Annotated in this window: 11 protein-coding genes and 1 pseudogene; 10 read left to right on the top strand and 2 right to left on the bottom strand. The window is 74.0% G+C overall.

Features of this window, described 5'->3' with window-relative positions; genetic code table 11:
• Positions 1-25 precede the first annotated feature (25 nt).
• The 3 genes and pseudogenes from ACH4K4_RS15415 (at position 26) to ACH4K4_RS15405 (ending at position 2,486) form a co-directional block, all read left to right on the top strand.
• Positions 26-1,174 carry a glycerophosphodiester phosphodiesterase gene (locus ACH4K4_RS15415; RefSeq protein WP_398167624.1) on the top strand — a complete coding sequence of 383 codons (1,149 nt, stop codon included), beginning with the start codon at positions 26-28 and terminating at the stop codon, positions 1,172-1,174.
• Between the two features lie 117 nt (positions 1,175-1,291).
• Positions 1,292-1,813 (top strand): annotated as a pseudogene (locus ACH4K4_RS15410) (sigma-70 family RNA polymerase sigma factor); the annotation flags it as partial.
• A gap of 142 nt (positions 1,814-1,955) precedes the next feature.
• Positions 1,956-2,486: a GNAT family N-acetyltransferase gene (locus ACH4K4_RS15405; protein WP_398167623.1), complete on the top strand. Its 531-nt coding sequence runs from the start codon at positions 1,956-1,958 to the stop codon at positions 2,484-2,486.
• Positions 2,487-2,526: 40 nt separating this feature from the next.
• On the opposite strand, the gene ACH4K4_RS15400 is transcribed toward ACH4K4_RS15405, so the two are convergent.
• Together ACH4K4_RS15400 and ACH4K4_RS15395 are read right to left on the bottom strand one after the other, a co-directional pair.
• The gene (locus ACH4K4_RS15400; RefSeq protein WP_398167622.1) at positions 2,527-2,970 is read right to left on the bottom strand and encodes a hypothetical protein; all 444 of its coding nucleotides are present in this window, start codon (positions 2,968-2,970) and stop codon (positions 2,527-2,529) included.
• On the bottom strand, positions 2,963-3,331 hold the full coding sequence (locus ACH4K4_RS15395) for a hypothetical protein (RefSeq protein ID WP_398167621.1): 369 nt from the start codon (positions 3,329-3,331) through the stop codon (positions 2,963-2,965). Before ACH4K4_RS15395 ends, ACH4K4_RS15400 begins: the two co-directional genes overlap by 8 nt.
• A 149-nt stretch (positions 3,332-3,480) precedes the next feature.
• Here ACH4K4_RS15395 and ACH4K4_RS15390 point away from each other — a divergent pair, with 149 nt between their 5' ends.
• The 7 genes from ACH4K4_RS15390 (at position 3,481) to cobT (ending at position 13,470) form a co-directional block, all read left to right on the top strand.
• Entirely contained in the window at positions 3,481-4,128 is a 648-nt protein-coding gene (locus ACH4K4_RS15390; RefSeq protein ID WP_398167619.1) for an HAD family hydrolase, read from the top strand.
• Positions 4,129-4,513: 385 nt separating this feature from the next.
• A complete protein-coding gene (locus ACH4K4_RS15385; RefSeq protein WP_360135260.1) occupies positions 4,514-5,575 on the top strand; it encodes an ATP-binding cassette domain-containing protein in 1,062 nt (353 codons plus the stop codon).
• Positions 5,572-6,348, top strand: coding sequence for a methionine ABC transporter permease (locus ACH4K4_RS15380; protein ID WP_398167618.1), 777 nt, complete (start codon positions 5,572-5,574; stop codon positions 6,346-6,348). The genes ACH4K4_RS15385 and ACH4K4_RS15380 overlap by 4 nt, the downstream gene beginning before the upstream one ends.
• Positions 6,349-6,457: 109 nt before the next feature.
• A complete protein-coding gene (locus tag ACH4K4_RS15375) occupies positions 6,458-7,318 on the top strand; it encodes a MetQ/NlpA family ABC transporter substrate-binding protein (RefSeq protein ID WP_398167617.1) in 861 nt (286 codons plus the stop codon).
• A 192-nt stretch (positions 7,319-7,510) separates the two neighbouring features.
• Positions 7,511-8,146 (top strand): GNAT family N-acetyltransferase, encoded by a 636-nt coding sequence (locus tag ACH4K4_RS15370; protein WP_398167616.1) that lies wholly within the window; start codon positions 7,511-7,513, stop codon positions 8,144-8,146.
• 218 nt (positions 8,147-8,364) lie between these two features.
• On the top strand, positions 8,365-9,579 hold the full coding sequence (gene cbiE, locus ACH4K4_RS15365; RefSeq protein WP_398167614.1) for a precorrin-6y C5,15-methyltransferase (decarboxylating) subunit CbiE: 1,215 nt from the start codon (positions 8,365-8,367) through the stop codon (positions 9,577-9,579).
• Positions 9,580-9,816: 237 nt separating this feature from the next.
• Positions 9,817-13,470 carry a nicotinate-nucleotide--dimethylbenzimidazole phosphoribosyltransferase gene (gene cobT, locus ACH4K4_RS15360; protein ID WP_398167613.1) on the top strand — a complete coding sequence of 1,218 codons (3,654 nt, stop codon included), beginning with the start codon at positions 9,817-9,819 and terminating at the stop codon, positions 13,468-13,470.
• The last annotated feature ends 27 nt before the right edge of the window (positions 13,471-13,497 follow it).

Raw genomic sequence — 13,497 nt, 5'->3', positions numbered from 1 at the left:
GTGCCGTGGAGCGAGGAGCGCGATCATGCAGGAACGGCAGCAGCCGGGACGCCGGACGGTACTGGGCGCGGCGGCCCTCGGCGCGGGCGCGGCGGTCTGGGGCGGCGCCGGCACGGCGAGCGCGGCGAGTTCCCGCGGGCGCGGCCACGGTGCGCGCGACGAGCTGCCCGTACCGCTGATCGTGGGCCACCGCGGCGCCAGCGGCTACCGGCCCGAGCACACCCTCGGCTCCTACCAACTCGCGCTCGACATGGGCGCCGACATCATCGAGCAGGACGTCGTGCCCACCAAGGACGGCCACCTCGTCTGCCGGCACGAGAACGACATCACGGCCACCACGGACGTCTCGGCCCACCCCGAGTTCGCGGACCGCAAGACGACCAAGACGGTGGACGGGGCCAAGCTCACCGGCTGGTTCACCGAGGACTTCACGCTCGCCGAGCTGAAGACGCTGCGGGCGAAGGAGCGCATTCCGGGCACCCGGCAGCACAACACCCTTTATGACGGCGTGTGGGACGTACCCACCTTCGAAGAGGTGCTCAAGTGGGCCGACCGCGAGGGCCGCAAGCGCGGCCGCCGCGTCTGGCTGCACATCGAGACCAAGCACCCCACCTACTTCCGGAAGCTGGGCCTGGGCCTGGAGGAACGTCTCGCCCGGCTGCTGCGCGCGTACGGCCGGCACAAGAAGCACGCGCCCAACTTCCTGCAGTCCTTCGAGCCCAGCAGCCTCCAGCGGCTCGACAAGCTCGTCGACTGCCCCAAGGTCCTCCTGCTGGGCACCCCCAAGGACCGCCCCTGGGACTTCGAGGTGGCGGGCGACCCGCGTACCACCGCGGACCTGGTCAAGCCGGCCGGTCTGAAGTGGATCTCCAAGTTCGCGCAGGGCATCGGCCCGGACCTGACCGTCATCCTCCCGCGCACCAAGGACGACAAGCTGGGCAAGCCCACCTCGGTCGTCAAGGACGCGCACGCCGCCGGGCTGGTCCTGCACCCCTACACGGGGCGCAACGAGAACACCTTCCTGCCCGCCGACTACCGCCGCGGCACCGACCCCGCGGCTTACGGCGACGCGCTGGGCTATTTCAAGAAGTGCCTGGCCACCGGCATCGACGGCCTCTTCTCCGACAACTGCGACACGGCGCTGCTGGCCGCGGCGGAGTTCCGCCGGCGCTGACCGCCGCGTACCGCCGGGCGGCGCCGAAGGCGTCAACCCGGCGCCGCCGGTGCCACGGCCGAGTGAGGCCGTGGCACCGGCGAAACCACCCGGCCGCGCCGCCGCGTCTCGCACGCCATGCGGCACGCCACCACGGACCACGACCTCATCCGTACCCTGCGCCCCCTGCTGGCCGCCGAAGTCGCGGCCGAGGCGGACGCCGCCGGAGCCGACGCCGAGGACCTCGAACAGAGCGTGTGGGCCCGGCTGCTGGAACACACCCGGGACGCCGGCCCGCCCGCCGAACCGGCCCGCTGGCTGCGCCGGGCGGTACGCGCCGAGGCCCGCGGCGCGCGGCGGCTGGCGCTGCGGGAGGTCCCGTACGACCCCACCGGGTCCCAGCCCCTGATCGCCGCCGTCGCCGAACGCGCGGCACTGGAGACCGAGGAGCGGCGCGCGCTGCTCGCCGCCGTCGAACGGCTCCCCGGACGCTGCCCGGCCCTGGTGCGCGCCCTGCTGTCGCGCTCCGACCTCACCTACCGGGAAATCTCATCTGAGTTGGGAATGTCACAGGGGAGCTTGGGGCCGGTCCGTTCCCGTTGTCTGGGATGCCTGCGCAGAATGCTCACGGCGGAGGTTGCCGCTGCGCGAAACCGGGGAATCCGGAAGCAGCAGCGTCAGTCACGCCATGACGGCGGCGTGCACCACACGGCTCCGTCAGTCAGGGCAACAGGTCCGGGCGTACCCTCTCACCCTCTGCGCGCCCGGGCGCACCGAACCGAATAAGGGGAGGCATCCGCGCATGGGCATGAGCGTGACCATCTCTGCGGCGACCGAGCAAGACGCCGAGCAGATCCTCAAACTCCAGTACCTCTGCTACCAGGCCGAGGCCGCACTGTACGACGACTACACGATCCAGCCGCTCACCCAGACCCTGGATGACCTGCGTGCCGAACTGGGCGACGCCTGTGTGGTGGTGGCCCGGCTCGGCACGGAGGTCGTCGGGGCGGTGCGCGGCTCGGTCGGCGCGGACGGCACGGCCGCTATCGACAAGCTCATCGTCCATCCCCGGATGCAGCACCACGGCCTCGGCGGCCGGCTGCTCGACGCCGTCGAAGAGCGGCTCGCCGCCGAACGCTCGGCCAAGCGCTACCGGCTGCTGGCCGGCCACCGCAGCGAGGGCAACCTGCGCCTGTACCGCAGCCACGGCTACGAGCCCGTCGGCACCGAGCAGCTGAGCCCCCGGCTCAGCCTGGTCACGCTGGAGAAGGAGGCGGTCGCCGCCAAGGCCGCCGGGGACGGCACGCCGCGGACCTGCGTCGCGAGCGCCTGACCGGCCGGACCCGCACACCGGCGGCCCGCCGGGAAACGCGTCACGCCCGGCGGGCCCGCCGCAGCCAGAGCAGACCGGTCACCGGCAGGAAGACCGGGATGAACAGGTAGCCCATCCCGAAGTCCGACCAGACGGTGGCGTCCGGGAAGGCCGAGCGGTCCACCAGCGTCCACGTACCGACGCCGAGCACACCGGCCAGCTCCAGCGCGCAGCACACGACCGCCGCCCTGCGGGCCCCCTCGCCGCCGCGCACCAGCGAGAACAGGATGAAGGCGTAGACCACCGCGGACACCGCGGACAGGACGTAGGCCAGCGGCGCCCGGTCGAACTGCGCGATCAGCTGGTAGGCGGCGCGCGACGCGGCGGCGACGGTGAAGACGCCGTAGAGGGCCACCAGCAGCCGGCCGGGGCCGGTGCCCAGGGAACGCCGGGCGCCGTCCGCCGCGGCCTCGGGGGCCCGGGACCCCGCGGATGTCTCAGGCATGACCGCCTCCCCAGATGTCGAACAGCCGCACTTCCAGTACGGCGAGCACCACGGCGCCCGCGGCCACGGTCGCCGAGCCCCAGCGGGTGCGCTCCGAGAGCGACATGAAGCCGGTGGCCGGCACGCAGGCGGCCGCGCCGACCAGATAGGCGACGAAGATCGCCGCACCGTCCCGCGGCGTCTCGCCGCGCCCCAACTGCACCAGGCCCACGACGAGTTGGACCACGCCGAGCAGCGAGACCACGGCCATGCCGATGAAATGCCAGTCCTTCGTCGGCTGGTCGCGGTACGCGGCGAAGCCGCACCAGGCGGCCAGGGCGAGGGCGGTCACGCCGATCGCGACCGTCAGCGCGTCGATCACCGGGACCTCCGCGCGGCGCGGCTGCGCGCAGTGGGGAAAAGGGGCATGAGACGACTCTAATCGGCGGCCGGGCGCGGGCCGCGCGCGACCCCGCCGGTCACCCGCGGTCACTCCCGCCGGTCACCGGGGCTCGCGTACGCTGGCGCGGCATGAAGATCTCCGCGGCCGCACTGCTTTTCGACAACGACGGCACCCTCGTCTCCTCCATGGAATCCGTCCGCCGCTGCTGGACGCGGTGGGCCGAGGAGTACGGGATCACCGCGGAGGAGTTCGCCCGGGTCGAGCTGCACGGCCGCCCGGCCGCCGAGATCATCGCCGACCTGCTGCCCGCCGCCCGCATACCCGAGGCGCTGGCCCGCATCGAGCAGCTGGAGGTCGAGGACGTCGCGGGCGGCGTGGTGGCACTGCCCGGCACCCTCGCGCTGCTGGCCCAGGTACCGGCGGAACGCTGGGCCGTGGTCACCTCCGCCACCCGCAGGCTCGCCGAGGCCCGGCTCGCCGAGGCCGGCATCCACCCGAAGACCCTGATAGCCGCCGACGACATCACCCGCGGCAAGCCCGACCCGGAGCCCTTCCTGCTCGCCGCCCGGCGGCTCGGGGTGGACCCGGCCCGCTGCGTGGTCTTCGAGGACGCGCCGGCCGGGCTGGCGTCCGGGCGCGCGGCGGGCATGACCACCGTGGCGTTGACCACAACGCACCGGGCCGCCGAGCTGGCCGCCGACGTGCTCGTCGGGGACCTGTCGGCGGTGTCCGCGCAGGCCACGGCGGACGGCGTGGAGATCGTCGCGGGCGGCTGAGCGACTGTCCACGTGACGGTCGCGGGCGTCCGGCATACGGACAGGCTTGATCGGTCCGTACGCCTGTCTGGTTTACTGGCCAGCATGACCACGACGAGCAGCCGCACCCCTGCGACCGAGGCGCCCATGACGCCCGGTGCTCGTTGCATGTGTCGAATGTGTGACCGCTGAGGGCCCCCGCCGAGCCTCGCGCCCCGAAGCGAGACCCGCCGCCTTGCGCCGTGCGAGACGTACACCGCTGTACCCCACGGACCTGGCCGCCCCGCGTCACCGGAACCCGAAGTCGGGCCCACGCGCCCTCCGGGAACCCCATGCCGCACTCCGCAATGAATGCCCCGTGCCCGGCGGGCGAGCCGCCGAGCACACGACAGTGACGGAATTCCCAGTGATCACCACAACGGGCCTGACCAAGGTCTACCGCTCAGGAGACCGCGAAGTCACCGCCCTGGACGGCGTCGATCTGCACGTCCGCGAGGGCGAGGTGTACGGCGTCATCGGCCAGAGCGGCGCCGGCAAGTCCACCCTCATCCGCTGCGTCAACCTCCTGGAGCGCCCCACCTCCGGCACGGTCACCGTCGCGGGCCAGGAACTGACCTCGCTGGCCGGCAAGGGGCAGCGCGCCAACGCCGCGCTGCGCGCCGCCCGCAGCCACATCGGCATGGTCTTCCAGCACTTCAACCTGCTGTCCTCGCGCACCGTCCAGGACAACATCGAGCTGCCGCTGGAGATCCTCAAGGTCGACCGCCGCGAGCGCTCCCGCAAGGCACTGGAACTGCTCGACCTCGTCGGCCTCGCCGACAAGGCCAAGGCGTACCCCGCACAGCTGTCCGGCGGCCAGAAGCAGCGCGTCGGCATCGCCCGCGCCCTGGCCGGCGACCCCAAGGTGCTGCTCTCCGACGAGGCCACCAGCGCCCTGGACCCGGAGACCACCCGCTCCATCCTCCAGCTGCTGCGCGACCTCAACCGCCAGCTCGGCCTGACCGTGCTGCTCATCACGCACGAGATGGACGTCGTCAAGACGATCTGCGACTCGGCCGCGCTGATGAAGAACGGCCGCGTCGTCGAGCAGGGCACCGTCTCGGAACTGCTCGCCACCCCCGGCTCCGAGCTGGCCCGCGAGCTGTTCCCGGTCGGCGGCGAGCCCTCGGGGCCCGACCGGACCGTCGTGGACGTCACCTTCCACGGCGAGGCCGCCACCCGCCCGGTGATCTCCGAGCTGTCCCGTACGTACAACGTGGACATCTCCATCCTCGGCGCCGCCATGGACACCGTCGGCGGCAAGCAGATCGGCCGGATGCGCATCGAGCTGCCCGGCCGCTTCGAGGAGAACGTCGTACCCATCGGCTTCCTGCGCGAGCAGGGCCTCCAGGTGGACGTGGCCGGCGAGCCGGCCGGCCCCGCGGCGACGGCGACCGCCGGCGCGCTGGTGAAGGAAGGTGCCAAGTGACCTGGTCGCAGATGCAGCCGCTGCTGTACAACAACACGCTCGACACGCTCTTCATGGTGTGGTGGTCGACGTTCTACGCCGTCCTGTTCGGCATCCCGCTCGGCGTCCTGCTGATCCTGACCGACCGCGGCGGCATCCTGCAGAACGTCGTGGTCAACAAGATCATCGGCGCGGTGGTGAACATCGGCCGGTCCTTCCCCTTCCTGATCCTGATGGTCGCGCTGATCCCCTTCACGCGCCTGGTCGTCGGCGTCTCCATCGGCCCCACGGGCGCGGTCGTGCCCCTGGTCATCGCGGCCATCCCGTTCTTCGCCCGGCTCGTCGAGGCCGCGCTGCGCGAGGTCGACCACGGGCTGGTCGAGGCCGCCCAGTCGATGGGCGGCGGCACCTGGACCATCGTCTTCAAGGTGCTGCTGCCGCAGGCGCTGCCCGCCCTGGTCGCGGCCGTCACCACCACCGTGATCACGCTGATCGGCTACTCCGCCATCGCCGGCGCGGTCGGCGGCGGCGGCCTGGGCAACCTGGCCTACACCTACGGCTACCTCCAGTACGAGACCAACCTGATGGTCATCACCATCGTGCTGCTGATCATCCTGGTCATCGCCGTCCAGCTGCTCGGCGACCTGATCGTGCGCAGGCTGGCCCGCCGCGGCAGCCGCGGCTCCTCCTCCGTACGCGTCGGACTGCGCAAGGCGCCCGCCCCGGCCACCGCCGCCGGGCAGCCCGCGCAGGCCGCACCCGCCGACTCCCCCGAGGAGCGGGTCGGCGCCTGAGACCGGGTCCCAGCGCGGACCCTCTTGAGCCCGGACCCTTTGCCGGGCGCAGCCCGCGCGGCGCCGTCGGCCCCGCGCGTCCGAGAAATCCGAGATAGGGGCACTCTTCGTGCGTACCACCCGCAACATCACCGTGGCCGCTCTGGCCGCGGCGGCCGTCGCCCTCGGCGCGAGCGCCTGCAGCGCGCCCTCCGACGTCTCCTCCTCCGGGGGCAAGAAGGCGGACGGCAGCGAGCCGCTGACCGTCGCCGCCAGCCCCACCCCGCACGGGGCGATCCTCAACTTCGTCAAGGACAAGCTCGCGGCGAAGGCAGGGCTCACGCTGGAGGTGAAGGAGTTCAACGACTACAACCTGCCGAACAAGGTCACCGAGGACGGCCAGGTCGACGCGAACTTCTTCCAGCACAAGCCGTTCCTGGACACGTACAACGAGAAGAACGGCACCCATGTCGTGCCGGTCGTCAACGTCGCCATCGAGCCGCTCGGCGTCTACTCCAAAAAGATCAAGAAGCTCTCCGAGCTGACCTCGGGCAACACCGTCTCCGTGCCCAACGACCCGTCCAACGAGGGCCGCGCGCTCAAGCTGCTCGCCGACAACGGCGTCATCACCCTCAAGAAGGGCGTCGGGTCCGACGCGAAGCTGACCGACGTCGAGGACGCCAAGGGCATCAAGCTCACCGAGCTGGAGGCCGGCCAGATCGCGCCGCGCCTCGCCGACGTCGACGCCGCCGTGATCAACGGCAACTTCGCCATCGGCGCGCAGCTCAAGCCCTCCACCGACGCGCTCGCCCTGGAGAAGGCCGAGGGCAACCCGTACGCCAACTTCCTGGCCGTCAAGAAGGGCAACGAGGACGACCCGCGGGTCGAGAAGCTGGCGAAGTTGCTGAACTCGCCCGAGGTCAAGAAGTTCATCGAGGACAAGTACAAGGACGGCTCGGTCATCCCGGCCTTCGGCGCCCCCCAGGGCTGACCGCCGCCACCGCACACGGCGTCCGCACCGAACCGCCGGCCGCCCGACGACGGGCCCCGGGAGCGCGCACCGCGCCACCGGGGCCCGCGTGCGTGGCACATCCGCGGTCGGATGCTGCATGCTGGTGCACTCAAGACGGTCAACACGGCCCGAACTTCGGAGCAGCACGGTCAACGGCGTTGGAGCAGCGGCATGACATCCACCTTTCCGGACATCTCCATCAGCACGGATCGGTTGGTGCTCCGCCCCTTCGAAGAGGCCGACGTGCCCGCGCTCACGGAGATGATGAACGACGAGCTGACCACCGCCTGGACGGCGCTGCCGCACCCGTACACCACCGACACCGCCCGGCACTGGACCACCCGCGAGGCCGGCGAGGTCCGCACCGAAGGCCGCGGCATCGCCTTCGCCGTCACCGAGTTCCTCACCCAGCGCCTGGTCGGCACCATCCAGGTCGACCACACCGACTGGCGGGTGCTCAGCACCGAGGTCGCCTACGTCACCGCGCCCTGGGCGCGCGGCGAGGGCTACGCCTGCGAATCCGTCCTCGCGGTGGCGCAATGGCTCTTCAGGGACCAGAAGTTCGAACGGGTGGAGCTGCGCACCGCCGCCGACAACACCGCCGCCCAGCAGGTGGCGCAGAAGGTCGGCTGCATCAGCGAGGGCGTGCTGCGGAACGCCTGGATAGCCCGCTCGCGCACCGAGGACGGCGGCTGGGCGGACATCCGCACGGACCTGATCGTCTGGAGCCTGCTGCCGGAGGACCTCGACGGCGTCCCGGGCCGGATGGCCGACGCCAACGGCTTCGCCTATCCCGAGTGGAACTGAGAGCCTGTGCCATGATCCCGGCCGGGCGACCGGCCGGTTCCGGCCGGGTCGGGCGTGGCCCGCTTCGCTGTGGTCCGGACCTCTCGGGGTAGTCTCGGCCTGCCCGCCGGACGCCGCGGTCGGCTGACCACCGCCGCGCGAGCCGCCCGGCGTGCCCTGCGAGTTCCGTATCGCCCAGCCCCGTCCCGTAGCAAGCGAAGCCCAGGAGACAGACGACGATGGCCGACCGGGTCACGGTGATCGGGTGGGACGGTTCGCCGTTGACCGCCGCCGCCCGCTCCGCCCTCGGCGCGGCGACCCTCGTGGCCGGCGCCGCCCACCACCTCGCCCTCCCCGAAGTGCCGCCGCACGCCGAGCGGATCCGGCTGGGCAGCGTGGGCCTGGCCGCCCGCCGCATCGCCCAGCACCGCGGCACCGCCGTGGTGCTCGCCGACGGCGACCCCGGGTTCTTCGGCGTCGTACGGACCCTGCGCGCACCCGAGCACGGCCTGGAGGTCGAGGTGGTGCCCGCCGTCTCATCCGTCGCCGCGGCCTTCGCGCGGGCCGGCATGCCCTGGGACGACGCCCAGATCGTCGTCGCCCACAGCCGCGACCTGCGGCGCGCCGTGAACGTCTGCCGCGCGCACACCAAGGTCGCGGTCCTCACCGCACCCGGCGCGGGCCCCGCCGAACTCGCCCTGCTGCTGCGCGGCGTGCACCGCACCTTCGTCATCTGCGAGGAACTGGGCACCGAACGCGAACAGGTCACCGTCCTGACCTCGGACAAGGCCGCCGACCACGTCTGGCGCGACCCCAACGTCGTCATCGTCGCGGGCGGGGCCAGCGCCGCCACCCAGGGCAGCGGCTGGATGGCGGGGCGCGACGTCGCCTACCCGGCCCCGCCGCGCGGCTGGGGACTGCCCGCCCAGGCGTACGGCGGCGTCCTGGGGGAGGGGGAGTCGGTCCAGCTGCGCAGCGCCCAGCTGGCCCGCCTCGGGCCCCGGCCCGGCGACCTCGTCTGGGACATCGGCGCCGGCAGCGGCGCCGCCGCCGTCGAGGCCGCGCGCTTCGGCGCGGCCGTCATCGCCGTCGACGCCGACCCGGACGCCTGCGACCGCACCGCGGCGATGGCCCGCCGGTACGGCGTCCAGCTCCAGGTCGTGCACGGCCGCGCCCCCCAGGTCCTGGAGGACCTGCCGGAGCCGGACGTCGTGCGGATCGGCGGCGGGGGAGCGGCGGTGGTCACCGCCTGCGCCGACCGCAGGCCCGAGCGGATCGTCGCGCACGCCGCGACCCGCGACGAGGCCGAGGCGGTCGGCCGGGCGCTGGCCGACGGCGGATACGAGACCGAGTGCGCGCTGCTCCAGTCGGTCGAGCTGGACACCTCCGCGTGGGTCGAGCGCGAGCGGGCCGTCGTTTTCCTGCTGAGCGGGTACCGGGTTCCTCACCCGTGACGGGGCCCGGGCGCGGTGGGAGGTAGGCTGGCGGATCGTTGCGCCGCCGTCCCGCGTTCGGTTTCGTACGCCAATATCCGGAACATGCCGTGGTTTTGGCCGTAAATGAAGCTCTCAAGGGCGGACGTGCCGCGAGGCGCGCTCGCTCGTTCTAGCTATAGGGGCGGTCGGCGCGCCGCGGTGGAGCGCGTCGCACGAGCGGTTGGAAGGAGCACTACCAATGGGCGAGGGGTACGCATGACCGACACCGGCCAGGTCCCGGGTGAGGGACAGCCGGAGAACGCAGGCGGACAGCCCGGACAGCCGCAGCCGGCGGCCGTCCCCTCCCCTGCCGATGCCGGCCCGACGCAAGCACCGGGCGTGCCCGAGGCCCCCGGTGCCTACGCCTTCCTGGACCCCGCCGACGCGGGCGCCGAGGACGACGACCTGCTGCTGATGCCCGGCGCGCAGGGCGCGTGGGGGAGCGAGCAGCAGCACCACCAGCCCGTGCAGCCCCTGCCGCAGGTTCCGCAGCAGGCGCAGCCCCAGCCGTCCGTGCCGGAGCAGGCCGGGCCGTACGACTCCGCGCCGCTCGGCGCCATGGCGTACGAGCCCGCGCCGCCGGAGGCCGGCGACCACGAGAGCGGCGGCCGCGACCCGGGCTCCGTCGACCCGGGCGGCGTGCGCGTCCCGCCGCCCGCGCCGCAGCAGGCGCCCGCGCCGCCCCGCCGCCCGCTCCACATGGGCCCGCCGGTCCCCGACGCGACCGGCGGCGTGGTCCGCTCGCTCGCCGACCGCGGCCCGGCCGGCGCGCCGCCGAGCCCGCCGGTGCGCAGCACCCCCGGCCCGGCGATGACGGTGCCCGAGTACCTGGACGACGAGGAGGAGGCGCCGCAGCAGGCGGCCGCCGCCGCGCAGTCCGGAAACGCCCAGGCGTACGCGGCCCCCGGCGGCGCCCCGATGCCCGGACCGCAGCTCGGCGAGATCCCTGCGCAGGTCCCGTCCTGGGACAGCGCCCCGGCGCAGGCCGCCCCGGTCGCCCCGGTCGCTCCGGTGGCCGCGGCCGCCGTCGCGGAGGCGCCCGAGGCTCCGGCCGCCACCGGAACCGCTCCGGCCCCCGAGAGCGCTCCGACCCCCGAGACCGCTCCGGTTGCAGAAACGGTCGCTCCCGGTGCTGAAGAGGCTGCGGTGGCCGATGTGACTACAGAGGCTCCAGTGGCTTCGGAGGCCGAGGCCGGCGAGGCAGTGGAGGACGCCGTTCCGGCGGCCCGGCCGGCTCCCGCGCCGGAAGCCGTTCCGGCGGAGACCGCGCCGCAGGCGGCAGCCGACGCGGCGGCGCAGGCGGAGCAGACCGGGCAGGCCGGGCAGGCCGGGCAGGCCGTTCCGGCCGCGCAGCCGGCGGAGCCGGTCCAGGAGCCCGCGGGCGCCGGCGAGACCGCGCAGGAGACGGGTTCGGCCGAGGGCGCCGAGGCGGCGCGGCCCGCCGAGCCCGCCGAGGTGCCGCAGCCCATACAGCCCGCCGAGGAGGCACCGGCCGCCGCGGACGAGGAGCCCGCGCCGGCGGCCGCCGTTCCGGCCGAAGCCCCCGCCGCCGAGCAGGCGCAGGCCGCCGCCGAGCCGCAGGCCGCGCCCGAAGAGCAGGCCGAGGCCGCGCCCGCGGCCCCCGCCGTGGTGCCCGAGGCGGCGCAGGCCCCCGTGGCCGTACAGCCGGACGAAGCCGTGGCCGACGTACCGCAGGCGCAGGAGGCCCCGGAAGCGGCGGCTCCCGAGGCTGCGCAGCCCGCCGGGGCGCCCGAGCCCGTACCGGCCGCCGAGACCGCCCCCGCCGCGGCGGAGCAGCCCGCCGCCGGGCCCGAGGAGGTCCAGGTGGCCGAGGCGCCGCAGGAAGCGGTGGCGCAGCCGGCCGACGGGCAGGCTCCGGCCGCCCCGGTGGCCGAGGAGGCCGCCGTTCCGGCCGAAGCCCCCGCCGCCGACGCGGAGCAGCCCGCCCACCCGCAGGACGTCGCCGAACTCGTCCAGCTCGGCGACGTACCGGACGCCCAGGAGGCCCCGGCCGCCCCCGCGCAGGAAGCCGCCACCGAGACCGCCCCGGCACCCGAGGCCGCGGCCCCGGCGGCCGAAGCCCAGGAGCCCGCCGCCGAGGACGCGCCCGCCGGCGTGCCGGACGAGCCCGTCGCCCCGCCGGCCACCGGCTACGACGAGTCCGAGCGCGCCGCCGTGCACCGCGTGATGCGCGAGCGCCGCGACATCCGCAACGGCTTCCGCTCCGACCCCATCCCCAACGAGGTGCTGCTGCGCGTCCTGGAGGCGGCCCACACCGCCCCCAGCGTCGGCCACTCCCAGCCCTGGGACTTCGTCGTCATCCGCTCGCAGGAGACCCGGGAGCGGATGCACCAGCTGGCCACGGCGCAGCGCGACGCGTACGCGAAGTCGCTGCCCAAGGCCCGCGCCAAGCAGTTCCGCGAGCTGAAGATCGAGGCCATCCTCGAAACGCCGGTGAACATCGTGGTCACCGCCGACTCGACCCGCGGCGGCCGGCACACCCTCGGCCGCCACACCCAGCCGCAGATGGCCCCCTACAGCTCCGCGCTCGCGGTGGAGAACCTGTGGCTGGCGGCCCGCGCCGAGGGCCTGGGCGTCGGCTGGGTCAGCTTCTTCGACGAGCGGGAGATGGTCCGCGAACTGGGCCTGCCCGACCACCTGGAGGTCGTCGCGTACCTCTGCGTCGGGTACGTCGACGAGTTCCCCGACGAGCCCGAGCTGATGCAGGCCGGCTGGGCCAAGCGCCGCCCGCTGTCCTGGGTGGTCCACGAGGAGACGTACGGCCGCCGCGCCCTGCCCGGCGAGGCGCCCGCCAATCTCCTCCAGGAAACCCTGCAGGGCATCCGGCCGCTGGACGCCAAGGCGCTCGGCGAGGCGTGGGAGCGCCAGAAGCGGATGACCAAGCCGGCGGGCGCCCTCGGCATGCTGGAGATCATCTCCGCGCAGCTGTGCGGCCTGTCCCGCAAGTGCCCGCCGCCGATCCCGGAGCCGGCCGCCGTCGCCGTCTTCGCGGGCGACCACGGCGTGCACGCCCAGGGCGTGACCCCCTGGCCGCAGGAGGTCACCGCGCAGATGGTCGCCAACTTCCTGGGCGGCGGCGCGGTCTGCAACGCCTTCGCCAACCAGGTGGGCGCCGAGGTCTGCGTCGTGGACGTCGGCGTGGCCGCCGACCTGCCGGCCACCCCCGGCCTGCTGCCGCGCAAGATCCGGCCGGGCACCGCCGACTTCACCGTCGGCCCGGCGATGAGCCACGACGAGGTGCTGCGCGCCATCGAGGTGGGCATCGAGACCGCCCGCGACCTGGTGGCCGCCGGCAACAAGGCGCTGATCACCGGCGAGATGGGCATCGCCAACACCACCACCTCCGCCGCCCTGATCTCCGTCTACACCGACGCCGACCCCGTCGAGGTCACCGGCCGCGGCACCGGCATCAACGACGAGACGCACGCCCGCAAGGTCGACGTCGTCCGCCGCGCCCTGGAGTTGCACCGCCCCGACCCCGGCGACCCCATCGGCGTCCTCGCCGCGGTCGGCGGCCTGGAGCACGCGGCGATGGCCGGCCTGATCCTCGGCGGCGCCTCGCTGCGTACGCCGGTCATCCTGGACGGCGTCAGCGCCGGAGCGGCCGCCCTGGTGGCCCGCGCCATCGCCCCCGAGGCGCTGGCCGCCTGCATCGCTGGCCACCGCAGCGCCGAGCCGGGGCACGTCGCCGCGCTCAACAAGCTCGGGCTGCGCCCGCTGGTCGACCTCGACCTGCGGCTCGGCGAGGGCACCGGCGCGCTGCTGGCGCTGCCCGTCGTGCAGAGCGCCGCCCGCGCCATGCACGAGGTCGCCACCTTCGACTCCGCCGGAGTCACCGAGAAGAGCTGACCGCCAGGCCACCGGCCCTGAGCATGA

The organism is Streptomyces sp. NPDC017529, from assembly GCF_044329785.1.
Lineage (GTDB): Bacteria > Actinomycetota > Actinomycetes > Streptomycetales > Streptomycetaceae > Streptomyces.
Note: the sequence above shows the minus strand (reverse complement) of the source record. Positions and strands in the feature narration are given on the sequence as shown.

Bases quoted from the DNA above. Each gene is read 5' to 3' on its own strand.
- ACH4K4_RS15415 (WP_398167624.1), top strand. From the start codon at position 26: ATGCAGGAACGGCAGCAGCCGGGACGCCGGACGGTACTGGGCGCGGCG.
- ACH4K4_RS15405 (WP_398167623.1), top strand. From the start codon at position 1,956: ATGGGCATGAGCGTGACCATCTCTGCGGCGACCGAGCAAGACGCCGAG.
- ACH4K4_RS15400 (WP_398167622.1), bottom strand. From the start codon at position 2,970: ATGCCTGAGACATCCGCGGGGTCCCGGGCCCCCGAGGCCGCGGCGGAC.
- ACH4K4_RS15390 (WP_398167619.1), top strand. From the start codon at position 3,481: ATGAAGATCTCCGCGGCCGCACTGCTTTTCGACAACGACGGCACCCTC.
- ACH4K4_RS15370 (WP_398167616.1), top strand. From the start codon at position 7,511: ATGACATCCACCTTTCCGGACATCTCCATCAGCACGGATCGGTTGGTG.
- cbiE (WP_398167614.1), top strand. From the start codon at position 8,365: ATGGCCGACCGGGTCACGGTGATCGGGTGGGACGGTTCGCCGTTGACC.
- cobT (WP_398167613.1), top strand. From the start codon at position 9,817: ATGACCGACACCGGCCAGGTCCCGGGTGAGGGACAGCCGGAGAACGCA.